The sequence below is a fragment of the Vibrio qingdaonensis genome (genome assembly GCF_026191675.1).
GTDB lineage: Bacteria > Pseudomonadota > Gammaproteobacteria > Enterobacterales > Vibrionaceae > Vibrio > Vibrio qingdaonensis.
The window spans coordinates 1-13,584 of the sequence record NZ_JAKRRY010000029.1; the positions used below are offsets into that span (position 1 = coordinate 1).

Consider the following 13,584-nt stretch of genomic DNA (forward strand, 5'->3'; position numbering starts at 1 on the left):
TCATCTGAGCGGTTTTTTTATGCCTAAACGTTTATCGTGAGACGTTATGTCTGAATAATGCTTAGGCGACGATTTAACGAGCGAAGGCTAGTGATTCGCTTCGTTTTTATAGATACATACCATGTCCATATAGCAATCTGTTAAAGACTTAATGCCGTCACTATCCGTATTACGGTTAGCTTCAATGAACAGTGAATAACAAATGCCATGGAACAAACTAGTAAGATGTTTCGGATCATGGTGTGGGCACACTTCACCGCGCTCAACCGCTTTGATGAACATATTTTCAATCAATGCTTGGCTGGTCTTGTTAGAAGAAATAAACAAAGGCCAAACTTCTTCGCGAGTAGATGTACTCCATTCGAACCATACTTTATTCCAATGACAATCTTCCATCACCATATCGACTACTTTATCTAAGATGTTCGTCAGGTTGTCTTTAATATCACTATCAAGGTCGATGGTGTTAGATAAGAAGTTAGAGTATTGACAGACGACGTGATTGAGCACCTCATCGACAAGATCCTCTCGGGTTGGGAAGTAATTGAAGACAGTGGCGACAGAGACTTGAGCAATTTCTGCAATATCAGCGTGTCCGCCACGGCCGATGCCGCGTTTTGCAAATACTTCTAAGGCTATTTCCATCAACTGCAGTTTACGCTTCTGAGGAGATAGGCGAGTTCTTGGTCTTTTAACGATTGAGTCCATTTGATTTTCCTTGCCAACGTTGTATGAGCATATGACGTTAAAAATGCTCAGATTATTGTGCCGAGTCAGTGGCCCCTATGCTGGGATGGTCGTTTGGCATGACGACTACGCATCATGAATCAACCACTTTTCCATTTTGGAAATATACTGCTTAGCTTTTTCTATTGAGTGATAAGTGTAATGGTGCATATATCATTTGGTCAATGCCCATTCACTGATAATTATGATAATTAGTGGGTATTTACCTGCACATCACACTTTTATTGAAAGTGTAACAGTTTTTCAACAGGTTACGTTAACAAGACACACGGCTGGTTTAGACCAGTCGTGTGTTTGTCGTATCAGGATGAGTGCTATTTTTATCGAAACACAGAAAGTGTTACCATACCGCCACTTTAAGAGAGGCTCCTCTGCTTCAGAGTGGAGTTCATTTTATTCTGCTCCTAGGGTTTGATTTTGCTGAGTTCAAAGCGGTTAGAATCGCATCGTTTGAGTACACCACAATAATCGAGATCGATATGAAACATACTATTGAAGTGATGATTTCCGAGAAAGAAGTGCATGACCGCGTTCAAGTCTTGGGTAAAGAAATTACTGAGCATTATAAAGGCAGCGAAGATTTGGTCATGGTTGGCCTGTTAAGAGGCTCATTTGTATTTATGGCTGATTTAGCCCGTGCGATTGATATTACACACTCAGTGGACTTCATGACCGCGTCTAGCTACGGCAACACCATGGAAAGCTCTCGTGATGTTCGTATCTTGAAAGATCTTGATGACGACATCAAAGGTAAAGATGTCTTATTGGTTGAAGATATTATTGATACTGGTAATACCTTAACTAAGGTGAAAGAAATTTTGTCATTGCGTGAACCTAAGTCTATCCAGATTTGTACGTTGTTGGATAAGCCTTCTCGCCGTGAGGTCCCTGTTGATGTTAAGTGGATTGGCTTTGGCATTCCAGATGAGTTTGTGGTCGGTGTGGGTATTGATTACGCACAGAAGTATCGCCACCTGCCTTACATTGGTAAAGTTGTTCCTCAGGAATAATAAAAACGCCCGCTTCTTCTAGTTAAGAGTGGGCGATTTTTATTCTAGTGCAGAGGGGGGACGATCGTTCGAGTACTTGCCGTATGCTTTACTTCAGTATTCCGCTATTTAAAATTTTTGCCATGGCAGCTTGGTAGTTTACTTCGAGAGTTTCACGGCTTGAGCAGCGCACACCAAGATCTTGCAACTTGCCATCGCCAATACCGTATACCACGCCGTGGATTTCGGTCTCTTGTCCGCGTTCCCAAGCATTTTGCATCACGGTAGAGTTACCTAAGTTGTACACTTGCTCAGCCACATTGATTTCACAAAGCTTGTCGCCCCACATTTCACGAGGAAGTTCACCAAGCCAGTTTCTGTGCTTAAGGTATAAATCACGGATATGCAGTAGCCAGTTGTTGATAAGACCAAGTTGTGGGTTGTCAATCGCGGCATTTACACCACCGCAGCCATAGTGGCCACAAACAATGATATGTTTGACTTTCAATACGTCTACGGCGTATTGCACCACAGAGAGACAGTTAAGGTCAGTATGAATGACCTGGTTAGCAACGTTGCGGTGTACAAACAGTTCGCCAGAATAAAGGCCGGTGAGGCGCTCTGCGGGGACGCGACTATCTGAACAACCGATCCAAAGAAAGCCCGGGTTCTGACCTTCTTCCAGTTTGGCAAAATACGCTGGGCGCTCTGCTTTTATTTGCTCTGACCACTTTGAGTTATTTTCAAAGAGTTGTTTGATTTCTGGCATGGTTATTCCCTTAATTGATTCGAATTACTATACACAATGTTACAATTTGAATCCCGTAAAAATTACGTCAAAAAGCACTCATCTGACGTCTTCATGTCGCTAAAATCAACCACTTATACACAAAGTAACATTTTGTATATGAGATATAACAATTGAATTAACCACTAACACTTCTTCATACACTATTACATTTGCTATCGTACGGCGGTTTTCGAGTGATTGAACAAGGATGGATATGCAGTTAACACATCGTTTTCGTGAAATAAGCCTCAAAGGCGACCTTTTTGGTGGTGTCACTACCGCGATTATCTCCCTTCCTTTGGCGTTAGCATTTGGTGTTGCATCAGGAGCTGGTGCTGAAGCAGGGCTGTGGGGGGCAATCATGGTGGGGTTATTTGCTTCACTATTTGGTGGCTCTTCAACACTCATTTCTGAGCCAACCGGTCCTATGACGGTAATTATGACCGCCGTTCTCACCAGTATGATGGCTAAGTACCCTGAAACCGGGCTCGCCATGACGTTTACTGTGGTGATGATGGCAGGTGCATTTCAGATTCTATTAGGCACGCTTAAACTGGGTAAGTATGTGACGCTAATGCCTTACAGTGTCGTCTCTGGTTTTATGTCTGGAATTGGGGTCATTCTTATTATTCTTCAGTTTGCGCCACTATTGGGGCAGGCAGCACCCGCTGGAGGCGTCGTTGGAACGCTGCAAGCAGTGCCGGATATTCTCAGTAATATGGATATCGCTGAGCTTTTCTTAGGTCTATTGACGCTGGCTATTTTGTTTTTATTCCCTAAGTCGTATCAAAAATACGTACCACCGCAACTGGTTGCTCTGGTGGCCGTGACGCTATTGTCGGTGCTGTTTTTTGATATGGACAGCATTCGTCGAATCGGTGAAATTCCCGCAGGACTGCCAAGTATCGTGCTGCCACATATCAACGCCGATATGCTGACGACGATGGTGATTGATGCATTAGTGCTCGGCACACTTGGGTGCATTGACACCTTGTTGACGGCCGTCATTGGCGACTCATTGACCAGGAAAGAGCACGATTCGGACAAAGAGTTACGTGGACAAGGGCTCGCGAACTTAGTCGCGGGGCTCTTTGGCGCCTTACCTGGTGCAGGTGCAACAATGGGAACCGTCACCAATATTCAAGTTGGGGCGCGTTCGCCATTATCTGGGGTAGTTCGTGCATTCGTGTTGGCGCTTGTAGTATTGGTTGCGGGTGGACTAACAGAACCGATCCCGATGGCGGTATTAGCGGGTATTGCGGTATTCGTAGGCTTTAATATCTTAGATTGGAGCTTTATTCAGCGCGCCCATAAGGTCAGCATTCAAGGTATGGCCGTCATGTATGGGGTGATGTTATTAACGGTATTTGTCGATCTTATTGTCGCGGTCGGGTTAGGGGTATTCATTTCTAATATCATCATTATTGAGCGTTTAAGCCGTGAACAGGCACGTCAAGTTAAGGCGATTAGTGATGCCGATGAGGACGATGTACCGCTGACGCCCAATGAACGACGATTGCTTGATCAGGCCAATGGTAAAATATTGTTCTTTTATCTGTCAGGACCCATGATATTTAGTGTCTCCAAAGCGATCTCTAGACAGCATTCTAGCATTGCCGATTACGAGGCGATGATCCTCGATTTAACGGACGTACCGATGATCGATGTGACGGTTGGTTTGGCGTTGGAGAACGCCATTAAAGATGCATTGGATGCGCATTGCCAGGTGTATTTATTGTGTCCGAATGCGCAGACCCAACAGCAGCTTGAAAAATTCCACATCCTAGATTTAGTGCCAAACACTAATATGTACCCGTCGCGTGAATTAGCGTTAAGCGCCGCTTCAAATCAACTTGAACAAGACATTCAATTAACGATGTAGCAGAGCTCTATCGCAGATAAGTGCAATAAATAGCGGGAATTTAATCATGATGTCGCTTTTACTATTGAAAATAGCCCAAAGCGACATCATGTTGAGTGGTACAGTGTTTACTGGTGTTATTTATTATTCGATATAATCGGAAGTATCAAATTATAACTATTTGACGACCAATTATAGTATCTGACCACAATTGGTGCACAACATGTACGCATTAGAGATAGAACAGTTACGTAAAACCTATGCCGGCGGCTTTGAAGCGCTGAAAGGGGTGACTCTGACGGTTGAAAAGGGCGACTTTTATGCCTTGCTTGGCCCAAATGGGGCAGGAAAATCGACCACGATTGGTATCATCACTTCTTTGGTGAATAAAACCTCGGGCAAGGTAAAAGTCTTCGGCCATGACATTGATGAACAGCTGGAATTGGCAAAGCAGCAACTCGGGTTAGTGCCGCAGGAATTCAACTTTAATCCGTTTGAGACCGTGCAACAAATCGTCTTACAGCAAGCGGGATATTACGGAGTGCCGCGTGATGTGGCAAAGCAGCGTGCCGAAAAGTACCTGACTCAGTTAGATTTATGGGAAAAACGTGAAGAGCGCGCAAGGAATTTATCAGGCGGCATGAAACGACGTCTGATGATAGCTCGAGCATTAATGCATGAACCTAAGCTGCTTATTCTTGATGAGCCGACTGCGGGTGTCGACATTGAGTTACGTCGCTCTATGTGGGACTTTCTTAAAGAAATTAATAAACAAGGTATTACGATTATTTTAACGACTCACTACTTAGAAGAAGCGGAGTTGTTGTGTCGTAATATCGGGATCATTCAACGTGGTGAGTTGATTGAAAATACTTCCATGAAGTCATTATTGAATAAGCTTCATGTCGAGACATTTGTGCTCGATATTGAGACCAACCAAACGATCCCAGAGTTGTCGGGTGTAAACTCACAGCAAGTCGTCAATGGCTCTTTGGAAATCGAGCTAGATAAGACACAAGGGCTTAATCATGTATTTGAGCAACTCAGTCGAGCTGATATCAAAGTGTTGTCCATGAGAAATAAAGCCAACCGATTGGAAGAGTTGTTTGTGTCTATTGTTCGCCAGCCAAAGCAAGGAGAGCAATAATATGTATTCAATTTATTGGACCGCATTTAAGAGCTTACTCACGAAAGAAATTAACCGTTTCACACGTATATGGGTACAAACACTCGTACCGCCAGCTATCACTATGACCTTGTACTTCATTATTTTTGGTAGCCTCATTGGCTCTCGAATTGGCGAAATGAACGGGTTTAGCTATATGGAATATATTGTTCCAGGCCTGATTATGATGTCGGTGATCACCAACTCTTATTCCAATGTGGCTTCTTCTTTTTTCAGCGCTAAGTTCCAGAAAAATATTGAAGAGTTGTTAGTAGCACCGGTGCCTAACTATGTGATAATCGCAGGGTTCGTGATGGGCGGTGTTGTGCGCGGTCTGTTGGTCGGCACTATTGTCACCTTTGTTTCCCTGTTTTTTGTCGATCTGCAAGTGCAGCACTGGGGCATTATTATCGCGACGGTATTTTTGACATCGGTGGTGTTTGCTTTAGGCGGTTTGATTAATGCCGTGTTCGCAAAAACCTTCGATGATATTTCTATAATCCCAACGTTTATTTTGACACCGCTTACCTATCTAGGTGGGGTATTTTATTCCATCAGCTTGTTGCCTGAGTTTTGGCAGGGCGTATCAAAAATCAATCCGATTGTTTATATGGTTAACGCCTTCCGCTATGGATTTTTAGGTGTTTCGGATGTCGGGATTGTGACCTCATTTAGCGTACTATTGGTGTTTATCGTGGTACTTTATGGGGTAGCACATCATCTAGTGACAAAAGGCATTGGCCTGAGAAGCTAGGCGTCAACGTGACAAGTAAAATGGTGGCATTAGCCACCATTTTTGTTTTTGAGTCGAGACAAGGACGACGAATGCAACTGCCAGCACCATTACAACACCATGCTCAACAGTCTATTGAGCGAATTAAAGAGCGCTATACAGATATTTCTCATTGGACGCCTGTTCGATATGAGCAATTGCAACGGGTATTGTCAGTCAGTGAGTTTGTGGAAGAGGCACTGCTGAAAGACGAGACACTGTTCCAGCAGCTTCCTGAGATGCTCGAGCATGGCGAGCGCGCGGAGTCTTATCGTGACCACTTACATGCTTATTTATCGGAATGCAGCATAGAAACCGATGGTCACAGGGTATTGCGACGGTTTCGTAACCGTGAGATGACCTATATTGCTTGGCGTGACATGGTGGGGGATTGGTCGCTTGAGGAAAGCCTGCATCACTTGTCTATGCTTGCTGAAGCGATGATATTTGAAACCTACAATTGGCAATATCAGGCTTGCTGTCAAGAATGGGGCACGCCTTGTAACGCAGAAGGTGAAGCTCAGCCGATGTTGATCATTGGTATGGGTAAACTCGGTGGTGGTGAGCTGAATTTTTCTTCAGATATTGACCTGATTTTTACTTATCCAGAAAACGGTGAAACACAGGGCGCAAGACGCTCTATTGCCAATGCGCAGTTTTTTACTCGCCTAGGACAGCGCATTATTAAAGCGCTTGATCAGCAAACTTTTGATGGTTTTTGCTATCGCGTTGACATGAGACTTCGACCATTTGGTGAAAGTGGACCATTAGTGATGAGCTACGCGGCACTTGAGGATTATTATCAAGAGCAAGGTCGTGATTGGGAACGCTATGCCATGATCAAAGCGCGAGTCATGGGGCGGGAGATGTACCCAGAGTACCAAGAGCTGCGCCAAATGTTGCGCCCGTTTGTTTTCCGCCGTTATATCGATTTTAGCGCGATTCAGTCTCTGCGCCGAATGAAGTCGATGATCAGCAGTGAAGTGAGACGCCGAGGCCTAGCTAACAATATCAAACTTGGTCCCGGTGGCATTCGAGAAGTTGAATTTATTGCCCAAGTTTTCCAGCTGATTCGTGGTGGACGCGAACCGAGTTTACGAGGCAGAGGTTTACTTGAAACACTTGATGCCATTGAAACGCTGAAATTACTAGAACAAAGAGAAGTGACGCACCTGCGAGAGGCGTACTGCTTTTTGCGCCGCCAAGAAAACTTACTGCAAGCCATGGGCGATAAGCAGACCCAAACGCTGCCTGAAAAGGAAGATGATCAGATCAAATTGGCCTTTGTGATGGGGTTTGATTCGTGGGAGTTGATGTTAGAGGCAACCTCACAGCATATGCTCAACGTGCATTGCGTATTTGGTGATTTGATTGGTGAAGACGATGAAGAAGAACCTAATCCAATACAAAAACACTTTCATGAATTATGGGACATGGCTCATGATGCTGAAGTGGTTGAGCATATCCTTGAGCATGATTTGAACCTTGCAGAGGCAGAACAAAAGCGAACCATTATCTGCCAGTTTAAAAAAGATCTAGCAAAAAAGACGTTGGGGCCGCGTGGCCGAGAAGTGTTAAACCGCCTCATGCCGAAAGTGTTCAATGCGATTTATGCTCATAAGGACGCGGAATTTGGCTTGTCTCGAGTGTTGTATGTGTTGCACCGCATTGTGACCAGAACAACGTATCTTGAGTTGCTCGATGAGCACCCAGCCGCACTAGTCCAGCTGGTGCGGTTATGTACCGCCAGTCCAATGATTTCCGAGCAGTTAGGTCGTTATCCGATCTTGCTGGATGAGCTGTTAGATCCTTCCCACCTTTATAACCCTGTGCCATTAGAGTCGTATAAAACAGAGTTGCGCGACTACCTTGCCCGTATTCCAGAAGAGGATATGGAGCAGCAAATGGAAGCGCTGCGTCAGTTTAAGCAAACTTGTATTTTACGTATTGCCGCGGCAGACATTGCGGGTGTGTTACCAGTAATGAAGGTGAGTGATCACTTAACGTATTTGGCTGAAGCGATCGTTGAAGCTGGTGTGAATCAAGCTTGGCAGCAAATGGCCGAAAAGTTTGGTGAACCGACGCACATTAAAGATCGTGGCAGTAAAGGTTTTGCTGTGATTGGCTACGGCAAAGTGGGTGGCTGGGAGTTGGGCTATAACTCGGATCTGGATATTGTCTTTATGCATGACTGCCCGGTTAATGTATACACCGATGGAAAAAAAGAGCTGGATGGTCGCCAGTTTTACCTACGTTTAGCGCAGCGCATCATTCATATTTTTTCAACGCGTACCGCGTCAGGAATTTTATATGAAGTGGATACGCGACTGCGTCCTTCAGGCGTGTCTGGTTTGCTGGTCAGCCCGACCGATGCTTTTGATGAGTATCAACACAATGATGCATGGACATGGGAGCATCAAGCTTTAGTCCGGACTCGCTTGATCTATGGCGATGCTGATTTGCAGCAGGCATTCAATAACACTCGAGTTGATGTGTTAACGAAAGCGCGAGAAGAATCGGAACTGAAACCCAAAGTCGTTGAGATGCGTGAAAAGATGCGAACGCATCTTGGAGGAAAGAAAGCGGGACGGTTTATGCTCAAGCAAGATCCCGGCGGGATCACTGACATCGAGTTCTTGGCTCAGTACTTAGTGCTACGTTTTAGTCATGATAAACCAAAGCTGACTCGTTGGTCGGACAATGTCCGTATCTTTGAAACCATGCTTAAGCAAGGGGTGATGGAAGAAGAGCAGGCAATGACGTTGATTCGAGCCTATACGACGCTGCGAGATGAAATTCATCATCGTAATCTGTTAAATTTGGATGCGGATGTCGCCGAGGACAAGCTTCTTGCTGAGCGTGAAGCGGTGATTAAAGCTTGGAAACAGTGGATGATCTCGTAACGCGAATTTGGTGTCGGCAGTAGGAGTTGTGCTACTATCTTTTCAAAGCTTTAACCTGACGCTTGTTCCTACTATCGGTTGTGAATCGAGCATGAGTGATGCGTCAGGGATTACGCATACAAAACAATTTAACGTGGTGAGGTAGCTTGCCGCGGTCGTTATTTGGAGTAAGAAATGAAACCCATCCTACCTGATTACAGCGATTCAGGCGTACTGATTGTTGGTGATGTTATGTTGGACAGATACTGGTATGGTCCAACCGGGCGCATATCTCCTGAAGCTCCAGTACCTGTGGTTAAAGTCGAAAATAATGAAGAACGTCCCGGCGGCGCTGCAAACGTAGCGATGAACATCGCATCTTTAGGTGGCCACGCCCATACTATTGGCTTAGTCGGACAAGATGAACCAGCAAAAGTACTCACCGATACACTGACGTCTTTGAAGGTAAAATGTGACTTTGTAGAGTTAGAGAACTACCCAACCATTACTAAGCTGCGTGTACTTAGCCGTGGACAGCAATTAATCCGTTTGGATTTTGAAGATAAATTTGAAAATACCAACCCAGAGCTAGTGCTGACAAGAATGCAGAATGCGTTGCCTAATGTAAAAGCGGTGGTGCTGTCTGATTATGCTAAAGGGGCGCTAGAGCACGTTCAAGCCTACATTCAACAAGCTAAGTCAGCAGGAGTGCCAGTCTTTATCGACCCGAAAGGTGCGGACTTTGAACGCTACCGTGGTGCCACATTACTGACGCCAAATATGCTTGAATTCGAAACGGTTGTTGGCAAAGTCAAAAACGAAGAAGAGCTAGTAGAAAAAGGCTGCGCGTTAATTGAAGAGTTTGACTTTGAAGCGCTACTTGTCACGCGCAGTGAGCATGGTATGACGCTACTTCGCCGTGGTGAAGCACCATTCCACCTGCCTACTCAAGCCAAAGAAGTCTTTGATGTGACGGGTGCTGGAGATACGGTTATCTCGGTATTAGCTGCCTCTGTTGCAGCAGGTAAGCCGCTCGATGAAGCGTGTGCGCTCGCCAATGCAGCGGCTGGTGTCGTAGTGGGTAAGCTAGGAACGTCAACACTTTCTACTATTGAGCTAGCTGAAGCGGTACACGGTAGTCAGGATACGGATTATGGCGTGATCAGCGAGTCGGCTTTGATTGAAGCGGTGAAAAAAGCGCGCTCAAAAGGCGAGAAAGTGGTCATGACAAATGGCTGTTTCGACATTCTTCATGCCGGTCACGTGTCTTATTTAAACCACGCAGCCGAGCTAGGTGACCGATTAATCGTCGCGGTGAACACCGACGAATCAGTGCGAGCGCTGAAAGGACCGGGTCGCCCTGTGAATCCAACGGATCGTCGTATGGCCGTTCTTGCGGGATTGGGTGCGGTAGATTGGGTTGTCCCGTTCTCGGAAGAAACACCGCAGCGTTTAATTGCTGAAGTATTGCCGAGTTTATTGGTTAAAGGCGGCGATTATAAACCTGAAGAGATCGCTGGCGGAACCGAAGTGATTGCGGCTGGTGGCGAAGTGAAAGTGCTTAACTTTGAAGATGGTTGCTCAACGACGGAAATTATCGAAGCGATCAAGGGTGGTCAGGGTTAATCCCTTTCTATAGCACGAGAGAACGCTGTAATTAAAAAGGGACGCCATGGCGTCCCTTTGTTCTTCAACTGATTTGTTCTTCAACCGATTTATTTTTCAATCAATTAGTTTGTTCGCTTAAGACCAGCATTGATATCAATAATATCTTGCTCGCTTAACGTACCGACGGATTGGCGTAGGTTCAAGATGCTGACGATGTAATCGTAACGAGCATCAGAGAGGTTACGACCTGCGTCGAACACAGATTGCGTTGCTTCTAGTACATCGACAATAGTACGAGTGCCCACATCAAAACCGGCTTTGGTTGCTTCTAGTGCTGATTGCGCAGAAATAACCGTTTGCTCGTAAGCGCGGATAGCACCAATGGACGAGTTAATGTTGTTATTGTTAGCGCGAACATTTTTCACAACCGAGCGGTAAGTTTGCTCTAGCTGCTCACTTGCTGCCACATAAGCGTACTCTGCTTGTTTAGTTTGTGACGTAATGTTGCCACCGCTATACAAAGGTACAGATAGGTTGATACCAGCATTGAAAGAGTTACTACCATCAAATGCGCTTGCGACGTTGTTGCTATTACGCTCGTTGCCGTAGTTGTAACCACCATCAAGCGTTAGCTTAGGAAGGTGACCAGAGCTTGCTAGTGTAATGTTGTCTTTAGCGATGTCTTGTCCGATACGAGCCGATAGCAAATCAAGGTTTTTGCTTTGTGCTTCTTCAATGAAGAAATCAACCGAATTGGTCGGGCGCTGAGCAGAGAAACGATCCGTATCTAGCTCATCGATATTAGTGTGCTCTTGTCCGGTGATTTCACGTAGACCTTCGTACTTATTTAATAAGTCGTTTTCAGCCACGACTTCATCAGCCAACACTCGGTCATATTGCGCTTGCGCATCATGAACATCGGTAATCGCGGAAAGACCGACTTCAAAACGTTGCTTGGTTTGCTCTAATTGACGAGCCACCGCCGCTTTATTCGCTTTGACAAACTCTAGACTGTCTTTAGAACGTAACACTTCAAAGTACGCTTGGGCCGTACGTAGGATTAAGTTTTGCTGGGCAGCGGCATAAAGTGAATCAGATTGACGAGCATTTTTTTCCGCCGTATCAAGCGTGATCCAACTTGCGCGGTTGTAGAGTTCTTGAGAGAAACCAATACCGGCGTTGAGTTTATCGCTGTCTGCGGTGTCTACATCACTACGAACTGCGTTGTAGCCAGCAGTGAGGTTAATTTGCGGTAGTAAGGTGCTTCGAGCAGAGTTGATGGCTTCAAATGCACGATCTCGCTCAGCCGCTGAACGCAGTAGTTGAGGATCGTTCTGTTTAGCTTGATCATAGACTTCGGTTAAAGAGTCGGCCCATGTCGCTGCACTTACGCTTCCTAATGCAGCTGTGATGAATAGTGGAAGCAGTTTTTTCATTTGTCCTAATCCTGCCTGAATACTGAATAAGAGGTATGATTCACAGTTTAACTTAAAACGAGCGTAATTTACTCGAAACTTTGCAAATTTTTACGCTACAACCTGCAAAAATGCGACAATAAATTAACCAAAACCCAATGTTTTTTGAATTATTACGTAAAAAGTTGAAGCTGGTCGTTGGTAGTTGGGCTAATCGTTGAGTAAACTGTAAGATTCATTTTTATTGGGGGTCGTCATGGAAGGTTCAGAACAACCGTTGCCTAAATATACATCACAAGACGTCGAAATAATCTCGAAACAAACGGTGTTTAAAGGTTTTTTTGAAATGGTGTTGTATCGATTTAAGCATCGCCTTTTTGACGGCGGTTGGAGTCCTGAAATTCAACGAGAAATGTTGGTTCGTGGCGGCGCGGCGGCATTGCTGCCTTATGATGCCAAGCGCGATGAAGTCGTACTCATAGAACAGATTCGAGTGGGTGCTCTTGAACATTCTTCACCTTGGCAAACCGAAATTATCGCTGGAATTGTTGATAAACAAGAGTCTGTTGAAGAACTTGTGCAGCGAGAAGCGGTCGAAGAAGCAGGTGTTGAGGTGAATAAACTCACGCGTATCACCGCTTACTATCCATCATCAGGTGGTTGTTCGGAAAAAATTGAAGTCTTTGCGGGTCAAGTTGATGCCTCGACAGCGAGTGGTATTCACGGATTAAAAAGCGAAGGTGAAGACATTCGCGTAAAGGTTGTTTCACGACAAAAGGCGTATCAAATGATAGCCAGTGGTGAAATTGAGAACGGCGCATCTATTATTGCGCTGCAATGGCTTGAATTGAATTATCGTCAGCTACAGCAAGAGTGGTAAACATGGCAACAACACGTCACATCGATGGTAAAGCGTATCATGTTGATCTTGCAGAGCTCATGCGAGTCTATGAGACTAATTACGCCAAATTAAATCGATTGATCCCGACGGATCCCATTGTGGGGGATGTGCGCTGTTATCAAGCTGGGTCATTAACTTACCAGCTGGAGATTATAGAAGTGACCAAGTACACAACATTGGTCGAAATTTGCCAAGATGATGAGCTTCCTGTTTTCCCTTTGCCTAAAATGGTAGTAAGGCTCTACCATGACGCAAAAGTTGCCGAAGTTTGTCATTGTGAGCAAACCGCTAGAGTGAAAGCAAGGTATGATTACCCCAATACTAAAATGCTTCAGAAAGATGAAAAGTTTCAGTTTAATCAGTTTCTTAGTGATTGGCTGACGTTTTGTCTAAAAAATGGAATTAGTCGAGCTCCGATTATGTATCGAAGTTAAACAATAGTAGATATTCAGGT

Annotated in this window: 11 protein-coding genes; 8 read left to right on the forward strand and 3 right to left on the reverse strand. The window is 45.0% G+C overall.

Features of this window, described 5'->3' with window-relative positions; genetic code table 11:
• Positions 1 to 87 precede the first annotated feature (87 nt).
• Positions 88 to 708: a LuxR/HapR/OpaR family quorum-sensing transcriptional regulator gene (locus MD535_RS18390; RefSeq protein ID WP_265676513.1), complete on the reverse strand. Its 621-nt coding sequence runs from the start codon at positions 706 to 708 to the stop codon at positions 88 to 90.
• A 518-nt stretch (positions 709 to 1,226) separates the two neighbouring features.
• Between MD535_RS18390 and hpt the strand changes: the two genes are divergently transcribed.
• Entirely contained in the window at positions 1,227 to 1,757 is a 531-nt protein-coding gene (hpt, locus tag MD535_RS18395; protein ID WP_250617381.1) for a hypoxanthine phosphoribosyltransferase, read from the forward strand.
• Positions 1,758 to 1,845: 88 nt separating this feature from the next.
• Here the strand turns inward: hpt and can are convergent, their stop codons facing one another.
• Complete coding sequence (gene can, locus MD535_RS18400) at positions 1,846 to 2,505, reverse strand: carbonate dehydratase (protein WP_265676514.1); 660 nt, start codon at positions 2,503 to 2,505, stop codon at positions 1,846 to 1,848.
• A 235-nt stretch (positions 2,506 to 2,740) separates the two neighbouring features.
• Between can and MD535_RS18405 the strand changes: the two genes are divergently transcribed.
• The 5 genes from MD535_RS18405 to hldE all read left to right on the forward strand — a co-directional run bounded on the left by MD535_RS18405 (position 2,741) and on the right by hldE (position 10,832).
• Positions 2,741 to 4,408: a SulP family inorganic anion transporter gene (locus tag MD535_RS18405; protein WP_265676515.1), complete on the forward strand. Its 1,668-nt coding sequence runs from the start codon at positions 2,741 to 2,743 to the stop codon at positions 4,406 to 4,408.
• A 202-nt stretch (positions 4,409 to 4,610) separates the two neighbouring features.
• Positions 4,611 to 5,534: an ABC transporter ATP-binding protein gene (locus MD535_RS18410; RefSeq protein WP_265676516.1), complete on the forward strand. Its 924-nt coding sequence runs from the start codon at positions 4,611 to 4,613 to the stop codon at positions 5,532 to 5,534.
• Position 5,535: 1 nt separating this feature from the next.
• Positions 5,536 to 6,306 (forward strand): ABC transporter permease, encoded by a 771-nt coding sequence (locus MD535_RS18415; protein ID WP_265676517.1) that lies wholly within the window; start codon positions 5,536 to 5,538, stop codon positions 6,304 to 6,306.
• Positions 6,307 to 6,377: 71 nt separating this feature from the next.
• Positions 6,378 to 9,227 (forward strand): bifunctional [glutamate--ammonia ligase]-adenylyl-L-tyrosine phosphorylase/[glutamate--ammonia-ligase] adenylyltransferase, encoded by a 2,850-nt coding sequence (glnE, locus tag MD535_RS18420; RefSeq protein WP_265676571.1) that lies wholly within the window; start codon positions 6,378 to 6,380, stop codon positions 9,225 to 9,227.
• Positions 9,228 to 9,401: 174 nt separating this feature from the next.
• Positions 9,402 to 10,832 (forward strand): bifunctional D-glycero-beta-D-manno-heptose-7-phosphate kinase/D-glycero-beta-D-manno-heptose 1-phosphate adenylyltransferase HldE, encoded by a 1,431-nt coding sequence (gene hldE, locus MD535_RS18425; protein ID WP_265676518.1) that lies wholly within the window; start codon positions 9,402 to 9,404, stop codon positions 10,830 to 10,832.
• Between the two features lie 104 nt (positions 10,833 to 10,936).
• Here hldE and tolC read toward each other — a convergent pair whose 3' ends face one another.
• A complete protein-coding gene (gene tolC / locus MD535_RS18430; RefSeq protein WP_265676519.1) occupies positions 10,937 to 12,250 on the reverse strand; it encodes an outer membrane channel protein TolC in 1,314 nt (437 codons plus the stop codon).
• Positions 12,251 to 12,485: 235 nt separating this feature from the next.
• On the opposite strand from tolC, the gene nudF reads away from it, so the two are divergent.
• Positions 12,486 to 13,109, forward strand: coding sequence for an ADP-ribose diphosphatase (gene nudF / locus MD535_RS18435; protein WP_265676520.1), 624 nt, complete (start codon positions 12,486 to 12,488; stop codon positions 13,107 to 13,109).
• 2 nt (positions 13,110 to 13,111) lie between these two features.
• Positions 13,112 to 13,564 (forward strand): DUF1249 family protein, encoded by a 453-nt coding sequence (locus MD535_RS18440; RefSeq protein WP_265676521.1) that lies wholly within the window; start codon positions 13,112 to 13,114, stop codon positions 13,562 to 13,564.
• The last annotated feature ends 20 nt before the right edge of the window (positions 13,565 to 13,584 follow it).